This is a genomic window from Methylophilus sp., assembly GCF_008015755.1.
In the GTDB taxonomy this organism is placed as follows: domain Bacteria; phylum Pseudomonadota; class Gammaproteobacteria; order Burkholderiales; family Methylophilaceae; genus Methylophilus.
Genome location: NZ_SSGF01000027.1, coordinates 15,707 through 32,192, shown reverse-complemented (window position 1 = coordinate 32,192; position 16,486 = coordinate 15,707). Strand labels below are relative to the sequence as shown.

The following is a 16,486-nucleotide window of genomic DNA, read 5'->3' as shown; positions in this document are numbered from 1 at the left end:
TTTGACGAGCAACGCAGGAATCAAGCGGAAGCTGGGGTGCATTTCTTTTGGTTACTTATTCTTTGGGCAAGCAAAGAAAAGTAACTCGCTGAAAAAGCGAAAAGCAACCTCACAAACAACCACAACCGCGTGGGCAAAATGCCGACAAGAGAAAAAGGAAATCATCCAGTCAAAGAATAAGCTTTTATTGGAACCCTACCACGCCTGGATTCTAGCCAACGCTAGAATCAGTGTGCGACCGTCAGGCACACGATAGTTAACGAAACTAAAACCCCTGCAAATCCACCAACAACTGCCGCGTATGCAACGGTTTTTCACCCAAATAATGCTGCAACAAATAGCGCATTAGTTGCTTGCTTTGCGACTGCGTTGTCACATTCGAGTAGTTACCGCGTGCCATTTCGAGCAATGTGGCACCTTGTATCAATAGACCATTACGAGTTGCCGATGGCGAGCAGGCGCCGTAATCCGCTTCAAAACGGTAGGTTTCATCGGCATGGATAATCTCACCGTTTTCGTCATGCGTGAGTGGCACAGCATAGCCGAGCTCTTGCAACATTTTGAGTTCAAACCGGCGCAGGATTTCGGCCAGTTGGCCATTACTGGCGTCTTGTTGCAGGGTAGAAAGTAACTGTATGGTTTGTGCGTAATATTCGAAGAGTTGCGCGTGGGCGTCATCGCGCGGTAGTAAGCGCAACAGCAACTCGTTCATGTAAAAGCCGCACATGAGCGCATCACCGCGCAACAGCGTGAGGCCAGTCATCCACTCTAGTTCATGCAGGGTTTTGAGTTCGTTTTTGCCCGACCAGGTGCCTGCCAGCTGCTGAAAAGACTGCAGCATGCCACGCATGGCAGACAGTGGTCTGCGCGCGCCTTTAGCCACGGCGGCGATACGCCCCAGGTCGCGGCTGAACATTTCAACCACGAGGCTGGTTTCTTTAAACGGATAAGTATGCAGAATGAAAACCGGCTGCTGCGATTGCTTGTGGCTGCCGGAGTCGGGGGATTTTACTGCCATGAAAATGCCAGTAGTGTGCGGCTAATTAGAAGCCCAGGCTTTTCAATGCACGCGCATCGTCTGCCCAGCCACCTTTCACCTTGACCCAGGTTTCGAGGTAGACTTTAGAGCCGAACAGTTTTTCCATGTCCTGGCGCGCTTCGGTGGAAATTTGCTTGAGCTTTTCGCCGCCTTTACCGATGATCATTGGTTTTTGGCTGTCTTTGTCGACAATGATGGCAGCAAAAATTCGACGCAGGTTTTTAACCGTTTCAAACTTTTCAATTTCTACCGTCACGGAATAAGGTACTTCGTCGCCCAGCAGGCGGAAGATCTTTTCACGCACCAACTCTGCCGCCAAAAAGCGCTCATTTTTGTCAGTGAGCTCATCTTCGGCATACATCGCAGGTTGCTGCGGCAGGTGCTCGCGCACGGCAGACAATAACTCGTCAAGGTATAAGCTCTTTTTGGCACTGACCGGAATAATGCCAGCGAAATCAAACAGCAGATCAAAGTCCTGAATCAAGGGCAGCAAATTGCCTTTGTCGCCCATGAGGTCGGCCTTGTTCACCACCAATAATACCGGCTTGTTCTTAGGCAGCAGTTTGAGGACGATTTCGTCCGCTTCGCCTAATTTCATCGGCTCAATCACAAACAGCACCACATCCACTTCTGTCAGTACTTGGGTGACAGTTTTATTGAGCGTTTTATTCAGCGCGTTGATATGCTTTTGCTGGAAGCCAGGCGTATCTACAAACAAAAACTGGGTATCGTCTGTGGTGTGAATACCGAGCAAACGATGGCGCGTGGTTTGCGCCTTACGCGAGGTAATCGCCAGCTTCATGCCTAAAATATGATTAAGCAGTGTGGATTTGCCAACATTGGGGCGGCCCACAATGGCAACGGTACCACATCGAAAATCGTCTGCAGCGGGGGTAAGTTCTTCTGTCATGATTGAATCTCGTCCATGGCCAATTTGGCCGCTTGTTGCTCCGCCACGCGGCGACTGGTGCCCACACCGGTGGTGGTCAGCTTGAGCTTTTTAATACAACACTGCACGGTGAAGGTTTGCGCGTGCGCCTCGCCTTCGATAGAAACGACCTGATACTCCGGCAGATCCATTTTCTTGCTTTGCAGATATTCTTGTAATTGTGATTTGGCGTCTTTGTCGATCGCCTTCGGGTCTATGGTTTGCAGCTTGTCACGATAAAGGAAAGCCACCACTTGTTGGGCGGCGTCAAAACCACCATCCAGATATACCGCACCGACAATCGCTTCCAGCGCATCCGCCAGAATCGAAGGCCGACGCCAGCCAGCACTTTTGAGCTCACCCTCCCCCAACTTGAGTGAATCACCCAGGTTGAGTTCAGTCGCAATTTCAGCCAGACTGGCTTCTCGCACCATTTTTGCCCGCAAGCGACTTAAGTCCCCCTCGGGCAAATTTGGAAATAAATTAAACAGCTGGTGCGCAATAATAAAGTTGAGCACACTGTCGCCTAAAAACTCCAGACGCTCATTATTGATGGCAGAAAAGCTGCGGTGGGTGAGCGCTTGTTGCAGCAAGGCTGGCTGCGTAAAGCTATAACTGATTCTGGTTTGTAATACCGGGAGTGCGTTCATTTAGGTGCGATCAAGCCAGCCATTAAGGTTTGCTGGCGGTATCAAAGTCGATCAACAATGTCATGGTGTCTGTCAGTGCAATTTTTTTCTGGTAATGCATAGCCACCACGCCGCCGCTGATCTCTAAATCGCGGCCACTCATGTCATGAATACTGTCCACCTGCATCTGGCGATCAAACGCAGTGCGGATGTCGCTGTCATTTTGTAATAAAGGATCATGCGCGATACGATTGACCGTCGCTTGAACAGAGTAGAATTCCATATAGGCAGGCATCGCTTTTAACGCCACTGTGCCCAAGATGCCAAAGGCTGTGAGCACCAGCAAAAAACCAATCAAGCCAATGCCGTGTTGGTGAGAACGCTTTGAGTATATGTTCATGCGATGCCTCAATCAGATGTCGTTTTCTACACGGCTCGCCGTGCACTTAACCAATACTTTGCCCGATACGGCGCCATTGGTCAAAATTAAACCAAATAAAGAACGCCCTGCCTACCAGATGTTTCTCCGCGACAAAGCCCCAAACGCGGCTGTCTGAGCTGTTATCACGGTTGTCACCCATGGCAAAATATTCGTCCGCCGGCACTGTAATGGTTTCGCCCTGCATCAGGCGGTCACCTGGGCTCCCTGGACTATATTGGTTCATGATGTCATGAATCAGCACATCATGCTTTACATCGCCCAATTGCTCGCTCAAGCGTGAGGCCGTCACATCGACTGCGCGCGCATTACCGCGTTCATCATTGACGTTAAGCGCATATTGATACGGCTGCACAAAATCGAGGTTAATCACCTTGCCATTGATCGTCAACTGCTTGTCACGGTACTGGATTTTGTCACCAGGCAAGCCAACCACACGTTTGATATAGTCAATCGAGGTATCAGGTGGATAGTGAAAAACAAAGACATCGCCCCGCTTAGGCAAGCCCATCGGGTAAAACACGCTGTTGATGATAGGCACACGCAAACCATAGGTAAACTTGTTGACTAAAATATAGTCGCCTGCCAGCAAAGTCGGCATCATGGAGCCGGAGGGGATTTTAAATGGCTCGACCACAAATGAGCGCACCATGAACACCAGCAAAATCACCGGAAAAAAGCTTTTGCTGTATTCCACATACCATGGGTCAGCGACATCACCCAGCGCTCCTGCCTGGCGTTGTTTGCGCAGGACCAGAATATCCAGCAGCCAGATCACGCCTGAGACCAGCAAAATCACCAACATAAAAATTGCAAAATACATGCTTGTTTCCTGAGTAAACGATGCCACTAAAGTGATTATTTATCTTCTACACGCAAGATGGCGAGGAAAGCTTCTTGTGGAATCTCCACATTACCCACCTGCTTCATACGCTTTTTACCTTCTTTTTGTTTTTCCAGCAACTTGCGTTTACGTGTGATATCGCCACCATAACATTTGGCAATCACGTTTTTACGCATGGCTTTTACTGTTTCGCGCGCAATAATGTTTGCGCCAATAGACGCTTGAATCGCAATATCAAACATCTGGCGTGGAATCAGCTCGCGCATTTTGGAGACCAGCTCGCGGCCGCGGTACAGGCTATTGGCACGGTGCACAATCAGGCTCAAGGCGTCCACACGCTCGCCGTTGACCATAATATCCAGCTTGACCAGGTCTGCCGCACGGAACTCCAGAAACTCGTAATCCATAGAGGCATAGCCACGCGATACCGATTTCAGTTTGTCAAAGAAATCGAGTACCACTTCATTCAATGGCATCTCGTAGCTCAACATGACCTGACGGCCCATGTATTGCATATTACGCTGCACACCGCGCTTGTTATTACACAAGGTCATCACCGGGCCGACGTAATCTTGCGGCATCAGCAAGTTCACCACAATCATCGGCTCACGAATTTCTTCGACGCGTGAGGGCTCTGGCAAGCGTGACGGGTTTTCAATCTGCACCACTTCACCACTGCGGAGCAGCAGTTCGTAAATCACCGTTGGCGCCGTGGTGATCAAATCCATATCGTACTCGCGCTCCAGGCGCTCCTGTACGATTTCCATGTGCAACAAGCCTAAGAAGCCGCAGCGAAAGCCAAAGCCTAAAGCGGTTGAGTTTTCTGGCTCAAACTGCAAACTGGAGTCATTCAAACGCAACTTTTCCAGCGCGGTGCGCAAGGACTCAAACTGGTTAGACTCAACAGGATACAAGCCTGCAAACACCTGCGGTTTGACTTCTTTAAAGCCAGGCAATGGCGCACTCGCAGGCTTGCCTGCCAAGGTCACGGTATCGCCCACTTTAGCCGCAGCCAGCTCTTTAATGCCAGCGATAATAAAGCCTACTTCCCCCGCACTTAACTGTGGCCGTTGTAATGACTTGGGCGTAAATACACCGACCTGCTCACACAAGTATTCAGCACCAGTGGCCATCAGGCGGATTTTTTCTTTGGCGCGCAGCACGCCATCCACCACGCGCACCAGCATGACCACGCCGACGTAGTTATCAAACCAGGCGTCAATGACCAAGGCTTTCAGCGGGGCATCAATATCGCCGACTGGCGGCGGCACTTTAGCCACCACTTCTTCCAGCACATCGCGCACGCCTTCGCCGGTTTTGGCCGAACAACGCACCGCATCGGTCGCATCGACCCCGATAACGTCTTCAATTTCTTGTGAGACACGCGCCGGATCGGCAGAAGGCAAGTCTATCTTGTTGAGGACGGGTGTCACTTCTACGCCCAACTCAATTGCGGTATAGCAGTTAGCCACACTCTGCGCTTCTACGCCTTGTGAGGCATCCACCACCAGCAACGCCCCCTCGCAAGCAGATAGCGAGCGACTGACTTCATAGCTAAAGTCGACGTGCCCAGGGGTGTCAATCAGGTTGAGGTAGTAGGTTTCACCATTATTTGCTTTATATTGCAGGGCAGCCGTTTGGGCCTTGATAGTGATGCCGCGCTCGCGCTCGATATCCATGCTATCAAGCACTTGTGCTTCCATCTCGCGCGCTTCTAGACCACCGCACAATTGAATAATGCGGTCTGCGAGAGTCGATTTGCCATGGTCAATGTGAGCAATAATCGAAAAATTACGAATATTTTTCATGTGTCGTTTACGTTATTTACAAGCAAGAAAGGCGCTTGAAGCGCCTCTCAAATGGGGTGCATTTTACAGTAAATGCATGAATATCAGTGATTTATTTTCTGCCGGCACCCAGGCGGCCAAGCGAGACCACAAGCCACAATCGCCACCGAGCAACAGACAAAAAGACAGGCGAACCTGTCTTTTTGTGCACATCAATACCAACAGCCCTTACTTGACTTTAATTGGCACGTATAAAGTGTTTTCACCACGTTGCACCAATACGGCCACCGTCTTGCCAGATGCGACTGCATTAATCTGCTTGTTAAAAGCATCAACGCTTTGGCTTTCATTGTTATTCAAGCCCAAAATCACATCACCGCGACGAATCCCCGCTTGTGCTGCAGCACCACTGCTTTCAATGACCAACAAACCATTCTTGCCATTGAGTTTTTTCTTTTGTAGCGCAGTCAATTCACGCAAAGTCAGACCGATTTTGTTGGCCTCCGGCTTCACTGGTTCTTTGCTGGCAGCAGGCGTTTCAGATTGATCACTCGGCATTTCGCCAATCCCCAGTTGCAGGGTTTTATTAGCGCCCTTACGCACAATCTCCACCGGCACCACTTTGCCTGGTTTAGTCGTCGCGACCACACGCGGCAGATCGCTTGAGGTCACAATCGGCTTGCCATCAAACTTGAGGATAATATCGCCAGCTTCAAGACCACCCTTGTCTGCCGGACTGTTTTTCTCAATACCGGCGATCAATGCGCCATTGGTTTGCTTAAGACCAAAGGAGTCAGCCAGGTCTTTAGTAACCTCCTGAATACCGATGCCTAACCAGCCACGCGCGATACGACCAGTGGCTTTTAGTTGATTAGAAATATCGATCGCAACATCAATGGGGATACTGAATGACAAGCCCATGGAGCCGCCATTCTTGCTATAAATCTGCGAGTTCACGCCGACCACTTCACCACGCAGGTTAAACAATGGACCACCCGAGTTACCGGGATTAATGGCGACGTCGGTTTGAATAAACGGCACATAATTCTCTTGTGGCAGCGCACGGCCTTTGGCACTTACAATGCCCGCGGTCATGGTGTTTTCAAGACCAAACGGCGAGCCAATCGCCGCTACCCATTCACCGACCTTCAAGGCATTAGGGTCACCCACCGTCACTTTGGGTAAACCAGTCGCGTCAATTTTAATTAAGGCCACGTCAGTACGTTTATCCGCACCGATGATTTTTGCCTTGAATTCGCGCTTGTCATACAACTTTACCAACACCTCGTCGGCTTCATTCACCACATGCGCGTTGGTTAAAATATAGCCATCGGCACTGATAATAAAACCAGAACCCAATGACTGTGTTTTATAGTCCTGACCGCCCTCCTGGCCTGGCCCGCCAGGCATGCCGGGGATACCAAAACGACGCAAAAACTCTTGCAGGTTTTCATCATTTGGCATGCCAGGGAAACCAATATTGCCACCATGCACCACAGAAGTAATGCTGATATTGACGACTGCGGGCCCTTGCTTTTCAGCCAACTCGGTGAAGTCAGGCAAATCTTTGGCTTCTACCGCCACCACAGGCAAGGTGATAGCGACTGCACACGCCAACATCAGGCCCGATATCCATTGTTTCATCATGATTATTCCTACCATTTAATGATTATAAAATTTTCGTACCATGCATTTTAAATAGCATGCGCACATTAATACCGAAAGATTTCACCATCATGACATGGTGGCGCTAGCAAAAAAAACAAGTAACAGGGGGTTTTCGCGCGGACAACAAGCGCACGCTTTAAGGTTATTAAAGCTGTTGAAAACGTTGATCGTGGTCCGCCAAGTAAACTATTTTTTAAAAGTCACCTGCTGAGCGATTTGCTCAACCGTTTGCGCTGGCACTTCACCCACCACCACCAACTGGTAGCCATTTAACACATGGGCATAGACATTGGTCGACCCCATGGTTTTCTTGCCAACGCGCGGCTGCATGCCCTTGACCATCGGCTCAACAAACAGCGATACAGAGGCCAGCCCGTCAGAAAAAATTAACTGTTGCACTTGCGTGGTGCGACCAGGCACCTTCAACTGGATTTGATCGACTTTTTTGTAGCCGGTGGGCAAATTGGCCACCACCAAATTATCCGCTGTGTGCGTCAAGTCAGTAGTATCGTCCATCACATAAGGTTTGCTGGTATCAATTTTGGGCTGAAACCAATCGAGGTCCTTGGTGTGCAACATCGCTACCTGATTAAAGCCAATTTGCTCCAGCGTGTGGCCCTCGGTATCCAGCATGCTCATTTTGAGCAGCAGGCCAAATTCAGTATCAGACCAGATGCGATACTGATAGCGCAGATTATCATTGGGTACCATGTCAATCACTTGCGCCAAGCGACCAGCAATACGCTCCTGACCAACAAATTTCAATTTATAGTTTTGTTTGAGTGGATGAAGCTGCGTTGGCAACATGGCTGGAAACAAATTCTGACCGCGACGCTTTTCTATCACGACTTTATCGTTTTTAGCATTGAAAATGACAATATCATCGCCTTCGCTAAACACTTCGCGCGGCCTGCCATCGAGCACCACATTACGAGTAAACTCGCGCCCGCCTTCATAAATGTGGGTGATTTGCACGGAACGTATCATCGCTCCATTGTGATAAATGAAGAGGCCCTGGTAGTTAAGCTCACGGGCCGCTGAGGCAGTTTTTTGCATGGTTGCCCAAAGGTCATCTTCGGCAAAAGCAGGCTGGCTAATCGCAGCCAACAATAAAGCAGGCAGACAAGCCCGCAGGAAATCAAACTTAGATGGCATAAAGTAAAAACAGTAAACTTATTCGCCAGCGTTGTAGGCTACATTGTGCATGTAGTAAGTAGCGCTGTTGGGCGCATAGTTGTGATGCGCAACGACATATTCGTCAGTATCGTTATCGGCAATTTGCGTCGGTGCGGCAATTTCAGGCTGATTCAATACAAACATCCCAACAAAGAAAGCCGCAGCGACCGACGCCGCAATTGACCAACTGTATTTACTGAAACGGGGGCGGATGTGAGTCACTTTATCTGCCGCTGCCATTGCTTGTGGCGCCAGCATGGTTGGTTCGTCATCCAGCCTCGCCATAATCCGGCTAGTCATCTCTGACTCTATCCAACAATCGTCACGAATCACATCGCGAATCACATGATAGTCACGCCACGCTTGGGCAACTTCGCCCGTGGATTTAGCCGCGAGAAAAATATGTTCACAGCGTTCAACATCGACCTCACCGTCGACCAAGGCAGATAATTGCTGCTTCATAATAACCCCAAATCAATCAATGTTTTTATGTTAGCATTTAACAAAAAATTTGTCATAACACTGACACACTCACAACCGTTTTAAAAGAAGATACGCGTAATTACCAACGCTTGTGCTGAGGCGTATCCAACAACGGCCTCAACTTGGTTGCAATCGTTTCTCGCGCTCGAAAAATACGTGAACGTACAGTCCCAATAGGACATTGCATCACGTTTGCAATGTCTTCATAACTTAAGCCTTCCAGCTCACGCAAAGTAATCGCCGTGCGCAACTCTTCTGGCAATGCAGCAATGGCATCATTCACTGTTTGCGCAATTTCTTTGGTCATCAGCGAGGTTTCTGGCGTTTCCATGGTACGCATGTCATTGCCTTCATCGAAGTTTTCTACATCTTCGATTTCTACATCCTGCATCACCTGTGGCTTGCGGCCCAATGACACCAGGTAGTTTTTGGCAGTGTTGATACCAATACGGTACAACCAGGTATAAAACGCGCTATCACCGCGAAAACTGTGCAATGCACGGTAAGCCTTGATAAAGGACTCTTGGACAACATCTTCCACCTCGGCTTGATCTCGAATCATGCGAGACAATAGGCGTCCAAGCTTACGGTGGTACTTTTCCACCAACAAACCAAAGGCGCGTTTATCGCCTTGCTGAGCGCGTTCAACCAGCATCTGGTCAAACTCTTTATTCTCAAGCTGTTTGGCGTTCGCCGCCTGAACAGTCATATCGCGATGACTCCCTTGGGTAATTTTATGATTGGGAGTAGTATACGCTTTTGTGTTATTTTCGACGAACCCGGTGCGCGTTAACGCCTCTAAATTTGCTGTGTGTAACATCGTCTCATCCCTTTTTATTGCCTGCTGTTGCGACGCGCAAAACAGACAACTCTGTGACCCCGCAATCTCCTACAAAGTTCCATTCACCTCAAAAACAATATGAATAAAGTGTTTGACGTCCTGATTATTGGCAGCGGGCTGGCGGGGCAATCGCTGGCCTTACGATTAGCCGATCAACACCGCGTTTGTATTCTAAGTAAACGCGAACTTACCCTGAGTGCCAGCAACTGGGCGCAAGGTGGCATTGCCGCGGTACACAACAGTGAAGACTCCATAGAAGCGCACATTAAAGACACGCTGGATGCGGGTGCCGGATTGTGCGACAGCGAGGTCACGCGCATGGTGGTCAACAATGGCCGCGCTAGCATTGAGTGGCTGCTACAGCAAGGCGTGAACTTCACCCGCGAAGCAGACGACGACCGCCTGCACCTGACCCGCGAAGGCGGCCATAGCCACCGCCGCGTCGTGCATGTGGCGGATGCCACTGGCCAGGCGGTACAGACGACGCTGACGGATCGCGTGCGCGAGCATCCGAACATCACCATCCTCGAGCACCATATTGCGGTTGACCTCATCACCACACACAAACTATTTAAACAAACCGCCAGTGACGGCCCTAACCGCTGCCTGGGCGCGTATGTGCTCAACAACCAAACCGGTAAAGTAATCACGCTTTCTGCGCAATACACCGTGACCGCCACCGGTGGTGCGGGCAAAGTTTACTTGTATACCACCAACCCGGACATCAGCACCGGTGACGGCATCGCCATGGCCTGGCGGGCAGGTTGCCGCGTGGCAAACATGGAGTTTGTGCAGTTTCACCCAACCTGCCTCTACCATCCGCATGCCAAGTCGTTTTTAATCTCTGAAGTGTTGCGTGGTGAAGGCGGTTTGTTACTGCTGCCGGATGGTACGCGCTTTATGCCCTGGCATGACGAACGCGCTGAATTGGCGCCACGTGACGTGGTGGCACGCGCGATCGACTTTGAAATGAAAAAGCGCGGCCTGGATTGTGTTTACCTGGATATCAGCCATAAACCGCTTGATTTTATCCAGTCACATTTCCCCAATATTTATCAACGCTGCTTGCAACTAGGCATCGATATCAGCAAACAGCCCATCCCCGTTGTGCCTGCCGCGCACTACACCTGTGGCGGTGTGATGACTGACATGCATGGCCGCACCGACATTGACTGCCTGTATGCCATTGGCGAAACCGCCTGCACCGGCTTACATGGTGCCAACCGCTTGGCCAGCAACTCGTTGTTGGAGTGCCTGGCCTTTAGCCAAAGCTGTGCGCTCGATATTGAAGCGCAAGGTTTGCAGCCGACCATTTCGCTGCCAGACTGGGATGAAAGCCGCGTCACCGATGCCGACGAAGAAGTGCTGATTACCCACACCTGGGATGAATTGCGCCGCTTTATGTGGAACTACGTTGGCATTGTGCGCACCACCAAACGCCTGAGCCGCGCCCTGCACCGCATTCATATGTTGCGCGACGAGGTACATGAGTTCTACAGCAACTTTAAAGTCAGCCACGACCTGATCGAGCTACGTAATCTGCTGCAGGTGGCCGAGCTGATTGTGCGGTGCGCCATTGACCGCCATGAAAGTCGCGGCCTGCATTTCAGCAAAGACTACCCAGATTTGCTGCCGGAAGCGATCCCTAGCGTATTGGCACCAGACAATTACACCAGCTTGCTGGATTAGCGCGGCATGATGAAGTGGCTGCCAGTCAGCTTGCTTGTCGCAAGCGTTTACGCACAGGCCGCGCCTGTGTTAGTCAACGTGATTGATGGCGACACGGTCATTATTCGTGACGACAGCCTCACCTACCATTTACGCCTGCTGGACATCGACGCCCCTGAGCGACAACAAGCCTTCGGCATCCAGTCGCGGCGCAGCTTACAGCAACTCTGCGAGCATGCAAGCATTCGCGTGCAGTTACAAGGCCGCGATCTATACGGCAGAACGCTGGGCCATTTGTATTGCAACCACAATGATGCGAGCGAGTCACAAATTGCCCTTGGCATGGCCTGGTTTAACGCGCGCTACTCAAAACGTCTTGCACTGGATGCGTTGCAGCAGCAGGCACAGCAACAAGGCCTGGGCCTGTGGCAAGAGGCGCAGCCGATGCCGCCCTGGCAATGGCGAAAGATTTATGGGCAATATTATCGTCGGCAACCATGACACATGCCGACAATATCCTTTAGAATACTGTTTTATCAAAGAACTTTAGGACTCTAGACATGCAAGTAGCGATGAACACCGTGGTCACCATGACCTATAAACTGCAAAATAGCGATGGCGACACCTTGGAAGAAAGCAAGGATCCGGTGGCTTACCTGCACGGCGGTTACGACAACATTTTTCCTAAAGTGGAAGAAGCCATGCACGGCAAAAACGTCGGTGACTCAGTAGAAGTGAGTCTGGACCCGGAAGATGCTTTTGGCGAATATGATGATGCATTGGTTCAAATTGAACCAGCCAGCGCATTCCCAAGCCAAGACCTGAAAGTCGGCATGCAGTTTGAAGGTGAAGACGAAACCGGCGACGTGATTTTGTACACCATCACGGACATTGCAGACGGCAAAGTCGTGGTTGACGGTAACCATCCTTGGGCGGGTCAACGCTTGTTGTTTACAGCCACCATTGCCAGCGTACGCTCAGCTAACCAGGAAGAAATTTCTCACCAGCACGTGCACGGTGCAGGTGGTCATCACCACTAAGTATTAAGCTGCTTACCTAGATAAGCAGCTTTATTTGGCCTGGCGCAGTTGTCCTTGCGCCAGCATGAACACTTCATCGGCAACTTCTGCCACCTCATCTCCTACATGGCTGACGTACAACGTTGGCAACCCAAACGTTGCGATCACTTGCTTGATATAAGGCAATACCTGTTGCTTGAGCTGATCGTCCAGACCACTCAATGGCTCATCCATTAGTAGCACCGATGGCTGGCGCAATAAAGCACGCCCTATCGCCACCCGCTGTTTTTCACCGCCAGACAACTCGCTCGGCTTGCGTTTGAGCAAGGGCTGGATGGCAAGGATATCCACCACCTCGGGCAGCACTATTCTGGCCAGGTCTGCAGGCATGCCATAACGTAAATTCTGCTCTACGCTCATGTGCGGAAACAAACGACCATCCTGGAACACCAAACCAACCGGGCGCTGCCATGGCGGCAATTGAACCGCCTGTTTATGATCAAACCATAGGCTATCGCCACTGCGGATAACGCCAGCAGATGGCATCAACAACCCGGCAATGCTATGCAGCAAGGTTGTTTTACCCGAGCCTGAGGCGCCCATGATGCCCAGGCACCGCCCAGCAGGCAACTCAAAGCGCGCATGCAAATCGAGCGGACTGGTTAGCGCATAGGGTTGATGTATCTGAATATCGACTGTCAACATCAGCGTTGACTCCTGAGCAGGCGGCGCTCCAGCCACTGGCTGACCAGTAAAGCCGCAACAGAGACCAATACACTTAAAATCACTAGCCGCAAGGCGGCAGCATCGCCCTCGGGCGACTGGGTCAGGCTATAAATCGCTAACGGCAAGGTACGCGTTTCACCTTCGAGGTTGCCGGCAAAGGTGATGGTGGCACCAAATTCACCCAGACTACGGCTAAACGCCAGAATGCCGCCGGTGAGTACACCGTGATAAGCCAATGGCAACGTGATGGTCAAGAAGGTTTTGGCTGGTGACGCACCCAGTGTTTGCGCCGCTTGTTCTAGCAAAGGATTCACCTGCATCAGTGCCTGGCGGATCGCACGCACCATGAGCGGAAACGCCATCACCGCTGAGGCGATCACCGCGCCCCACCAGTGAAAAGTCAGCTGAATATGAAACTGCTCATATAGCCAACGACCGATCCAGCCGCGCCTACCCAGCAACACCAGCAACATATAGCCAAGCACGACTGGTGGTAACACCATGGGCAGATGCACCAGCGCATCCACCAGCGCATGCCCCCAGAATTGCTTTCTGGCCAGCAACCAGGCCATGCCGATGGCGGGCAGCAATAACACCAGCACACAACAGGCGGCAACTTTCAGCGACAATAAAACAATCGCGAGTTCAGCAGGAGACAAGTTCCACATAAGGCGGCAACAGGTAGATTAATCGTTGAACAGCGGCTTGAACCCGTAAGAAAGCAATAACTTTCTGGCTTCGGCAGATTGCAGATAACGGTAGAACGCTGCCGTTTCACTCGCCGCCTGCGGCAATAAGGCCATCGGGTACACAATCGGTACATGGCTGCTTTCGGCAAACTCGCCCGCCACCCTCACTTTGCTAGAAGATTGCGCATCACTGGCATACACAATGCCAACATCACATTCATCGCGCTCGACCAGGCTGAGTGTTGCCCGTACATCCTGTGTGCTGACCAGTTTATTTTTAAGCTTGTCCCACCAGCCCAGGTTGGTCAAAGATTGTTTGGCATAAATGCCGACTGGCACCGACAAGGTATCGCCTGTGCACCAATAGCCAGGCGCTTGCTGGCTGATGTCAGTGCTGGCTTCAGCTTTAATTGTTAACGGCTTGTTTTGTGGTGTAATCATCACCAGGCGGTTACCCAGCCATGGCTTGATCGTTGTCACCTGCACTAACTGCTTGTCTTTGAGGTATTGCATCCACTTTTCATCTGCCGAAATAAACAAGTCGCCAGGTGCGCCTTGCTCCAACTGCTTGGCAAGGGTGCCTGAGCCGCCAAAGACAGGCACCACCTGCACACCGGTTTGCTGGCCATACTGCTTGACCAGCACATTCATCACATCGGTCAAACTGGCTGCGGCAAACACCTTTATTTTCTTGTCTTCTGCTTGCGCCAATACACTGATCAGGCACAAGCCCAAGCAAAGCCATTTTTTCATTGCGGTCATCCCAGGAGATAAAATTGCATATCTGCGATGCTACCATCGTTATATTCAAACATACATTACGAGAGCGAAAAAAATCAGATTTTTTTCAAATGCTGGTTAATTAAATGCAGCTCATCGGCCGCAGCTTGGGCCGTTTTTTGTAAAATTTGTGCATAAGCCAACATCAATGCCTGGCCAAACGCCGTCACTTGCGCGCCACCGCCATGAGCGCCGCCAGTGGTACTCACCACCACCGGCTGGTCAAAACTACGATTCATCATATCAACCAGCTCCCAGGCGCGGCGGTAAGACATGCGCATCTGCTTGGCTGCCGCTGAAATTGAACCGTGCTGCGCAATATGTTGCAGTAACTCAATTTTGCCCGGGCCGAGCGCAGTATTACCTTGGTGGTTGATTCTGATTTTCAGTAATTCAGCTTGCATCATCAATGTTACTCCAGCGGGATTTCTGTTTGCGCAAACGCTTCAAACGGCGGTAGCTCAGCCAAGGAACGCAGGTTCAAATCATCGAGAAAATGTTTGGTGGTGGCATACAGAGACGGCCTGCCCGGCACTTCACGTTGACCGACCACGTCTATCCAGTCGCGTTCCTGCAATTGTCTAATCACATTGGGATTCACCGCCACACCACGAATCTGCTCAATATCGCCGCGCGTCACCGGCTGTCGGTAGGCAATAATCGCCAGTGTTTCCATCACTGCGCGCGAGTATTTAGGCTGCCGCTCAGGGTTTAAACGCGATAAATACTCACCATACTCAGCTTTGGCCTGAAAGCGATAGCCGCTGGCCACCTGCACCAGGTCCAGCGTTTTTTCTACCCAGTCGGCTTTCAGCTCATCCAGCAACATACGCAAGGTTGCGCGCTCCATGCGCCCGGCAAATAGCTTGAGCAAATCCTCCAGCGCCAGCGGCTGCGGAGACGTCAGCAAGGCCGCTTCCAGAATACGCTTCATCTCTTCAATATTGTCAGGTTCACGCATGCGTCCGCCTTTTAACCAGCACTATTGGCTTGCACATAAATAATACCGAATGCTTCTTGCTGCGTAATCCGTACCAAGCCTTCTTTGGCTAGCTCCAGCATGGCCAGAAAATTCACCACCAGCTTGGCCACGCCTTCCGTTTCCAGATCAAACAGCTCATCAAACCGCAGCACCTGTGCGGCACTTAATCTCCGCAGCAGCAAACTCATATGCTCACGTACCGATAACTCGGCACGCCCGAGCTTGTGGTGCTGATTCAACTTGGCGCGCTTGAGCAGATTGCGCCACGCCTCCACCAAGTCATCCAGGCTCACTTCGGGCGGTTTCACCAGGCTGATCTGCTGATAATAGGCTGCGGCCACATCAATCTGCTCGCCGACTTTAGGCATCGCATCCAGCCGTTGCGCCGCCAGTTTGATCGCCTCATACTCCATCAAGCGTCTGACCAGCTCCGCACGCGGGTCGTCTTCCACTTCTACCTCGGTAGGCTTGGGCAACAACATGCGCGACTTGATTTCAATCAGCATGGCAGACATTAACAAATATTCGGCGGCCAGCTCCAGGTTCACGGCTTTCATCTTATCGACATAGGCCATGTACTGCACTGTCAGATCCGCCATGGGGATATCGAGAATATCCAGGTTGTGCTTGCGGATCAGGTACAACAATAAGTCCAGTGGACCTTCAAAAGTCTCCAGATAGACCTCCAGCGCATCCGGCGGGATATACAAATTTTGCGGCAGTGCCGACAGCGGCTCGCCGTTGATTTTAACCGGATGGTTGGTCGTAATTTCCATGCAATGATTGTA

Annotated in this window: 20 protein-coding genes; 4 read left to right on the top strand and 16 right to left on the bottom strand. The window is 51.0% G+C overall.

What is annotated here, in order from left to right:
- The coding region (locus tag E6Q52_RS10465) for a hypothetical protein (protein WP_292821767.1) at positions 1-256 on the top strand (256 nt) is incomplete at its 5' end.
- A gap of 9 nt (positions 257-265) precedes the next feature.
- Here E6Q52_RS10465 and recO read toward each other — a convergent pair.
- The 10 genes from recO to rpoE all read right to left on the bottom strand — a co-directional run bounded on the left by recO (position 266) and on the right by rpoE (position 9,702).
- Positions 266-1,018, bottom strand: coding sequence for a DNA repair protein RecO (gene recO, locus E6Q52_RS10460; RefSeq protein WP_292821765.1), 753 nt, complete (start codon positions 1,016-1,018; stop codon positions 266-268).
- A 25-nt stretch (positions 1,019-1,043) separates the two neighbouring features.
- Positions 1,044-1,949: a GTPase Era gene (gene era, locus E6Q52_RS10455; RefSeq protein WP_292821763.1), complete on the bottom strand. Its 906-nt coding sequence runs from the start codon at positions 1,947-1,949 to the stop codon at positions 1,044-1,046.
- Entirely contained in the window at positions 1,946-2,617 is a 672-nt protein-coding gene (rnc, locus tag E6Q52_RS10450) for a ribonuclease III (RefSeq protein WP_292821761.1), read from the bottom strand. Before rnc ends, era begins: the two co-directional genes overlap by 4 nt.
- 22 nt (positions 2,618-2,639) lie before the next feature.
- The gene (locus tag E6Q52_RS10445; RefSeq protein WP_292821759.1) at positions 2,640-2,996 is read right to left on the bottom strand and encodes a DUF4845 domain-containing protein; all 357 of its coding nucleotides are present in this window, start codon (positions 2,994-2,996) and stop codon (positions 2,640-2,642) included.
- Between the two features lie 46 nt (positions 2,997-3,042).
- Positions 3,043-3,858: a signal peptidase I gene (gene lepB / locus E6Q52_RS10440; RefSeq protein ID WP_292821757.1), complete on the bottom strand. Its 816-nt coding sequence runs from the start codon at positions 3,856-3,858 to the stop codon at positions 3,043-3,045.
- Between the two features lie 35 nt (positions 3,859-3,893).
- Entirely contained in the window at positions 3,894-5,687 is a 1,794-nt protein-coding gene (gene lepA / locus E6Q52_RS10435) for a translation elongation factor 4 (RefSeq protein ID WP_292821755.1), read from the bottom strand.
- Positions 5,688-5,894: 207 nt separating this feature from the next.
- The gene (locus E6Q52_RS10430; RefSeq protein ID WP_292821753.1) at positions 5,895-7,313 is read right to left on the bottom strand and encodes a DegQ family serine endoprotease; all 1,419 of its coding nucleotides are present in this window, start codon (positions 7,311-7,313) and stop codon (positions 5,895-5,897) included.
- A 207-nt stretch (positions 7,314-7,520) separates the two neighbouring features.
- Positions 7,521-8,489: a MucB/RseB C-terminal domain-containing protein gene (locus E6Q52_RS10425; protein ID WP_292821751.1), complete on the bottom strand. Its 969-nt coding sequence runs from the start codon at positions 8,487-8,489 to the stop codon at positions 7,521-7,523.
- A gap of 18 nt (positions 8,490-8,507) precedes the next feature.
- Positions 8,508-8,972: a sigma-E factor negative regulatory protein gene (locus tag E6Q52_RS10420; protein ID WP_292821749.1), complete on the bottom strand. Its 465-nt coding sequence runs from the start codon at positions 8,970-8,972 to the stop codon at positions 8,508-8,510.
- Positions 8,973-9,072: 100 nt separating this feature from the next.
- Positions 9,073-9,702, bottom strand: a complete 630-nt coding sequence (gene rpoE, locus E6Q52_RS10415; RefSeq protein ID WP_292821747.1) for an RNA polymerase sigma factor RpoE — start codon at positions 9,700-9,702, stop codon at positions 9,073-9,075.
- Between the two features lie 210 nt (positions 9,703-9,912).
- Here rpoE and nadB point away from each other — a divergent pair, with 210 nt between their 5' ends.
- Genes nadB through E6Q52_RS10400 form a run of 3 tightly spaced genes read left to right on the top strand, consistent with a single transcriptional unit; the run spans position 9,913 to position 12,542 of the window.
- Complete coding sequence (gene nadB, locus E6Q52_RS10410; RefSeq protein WP_292821745.1) at positions 9,913-11,523, top strand: L-aspartate oxidase; 1,611 nt, start codon at positions 9,913-9,915, stop codon at positions 11,521-11,523.
- A gap of 6 nt (positions 11,524-11,529) precedes the next feature.
- Positions 11,530-12,003: a thermonuclease family protein gene (locus E6Q52_RS10405; protein ID WP_292821743.1), complete on the top strand. Its 474-nt coding sequence runs from the start codon at positions 11,530-11,532 to the stop codon at positions 12,001-12,003.
- A 59-nt stretch (positions 12,004-12,062) separates the two neighbouring features.
- Positions 12,063-12,542, top strand: coding sequence for a peptidylprolyl isomerase (locus E6Q52_RS10400; protein WP_292821741.1), 480 nt, complete (start codon positions 12,063-12,065; stop codon positions 12,540-12,542).
- A gap of 30 nt (positions 12,543-12,572) precedes the next feature.
- On the opposite strand, the gene E6Q52_RS10395 is transcribed toward E6Q52_RS10400, so the two are convergent.
- The 6 genes from E6Q52_RS10395 to E6Q52_RS10370 all read right to left on the bottom strand — a co-directional run bounded on the left by E6Q52_RS10395 (position 12,573) and on the right by E6Q52_RS10370 (position 16,474).
- Entirely contained in the window at positions 12,573-13,226 is a 654-nt protein-coding gene (locus tag E6Q52_RS10395) for an ATP-binding cassette domain-containing protein (protein WP_292821739.1), read from the bottom strand.
- On the bottom strand, positions 13,226-13,915 hold the full coding sequence (gene modB, locus E6Q52_RS10390) for a molybdate ABC transporter permease subunit (RefSeq protein WP_292821737.1): 690 nt from the start codon (positions 13,913-13,915) through the stop codon (positions 13,226-13,228). Before modB ends, E6Q52_RS10395 begins: the two co-directional genes overlap by 1 nt.
- An 18-nt stretch (positions 13,916-13,933) precedes the next feature.
- Entirely contained in the window at positions 13,934-14,689 is a 756-nt protein-coding gene (gene modA, locus E6Q52_RS10385; protein WP_292821735.1) for a molybdate ABC transporter substrate-binding protein, read from the bottom strand.
- Between the two features lie 83 nt (positions 14,690-14,772).
- The gene (locus E6Q52_RS10380) at positions 14,773-15,123 is read right to left on the bottom strand and encodes a LysR family transcriptional regulator (protein ID WP_292821733.1); all 351 of its coding nucleotides are present in this window, start codon (positions 15,121-15,123) and stop codon (positions 14,773-14,775) included.
- A gap of 5 nt (positions 15,124-15,128) precedes the next feature.
- Entirely contained in the window at positions 15,129-15,677 is a 549-nt protein-coding gene (gene scpB / locus E6Q52_RS10375) for an SMC-Scp complex subunit ScpB (protein ID WP_292821731.1), read from the bottom strand.
- Positions 15,678-15,688: 11 nt separating this feature from the next.
- Positions 15,689-16,474 carry a ScpA family protein gene (locus E6Q52_RS10370; RefSeq protein ID WP_292821729.1) on the bottom strand — a complete coding sequence of 262 codons (786 nt, stop codon included), beginning with the start codon at positions 16,472-16,474 and terminating at the stop codon, positions 15,689-15,691.
- Positions 16,475-16,486 lie beyond the last annotated feature (12 nt).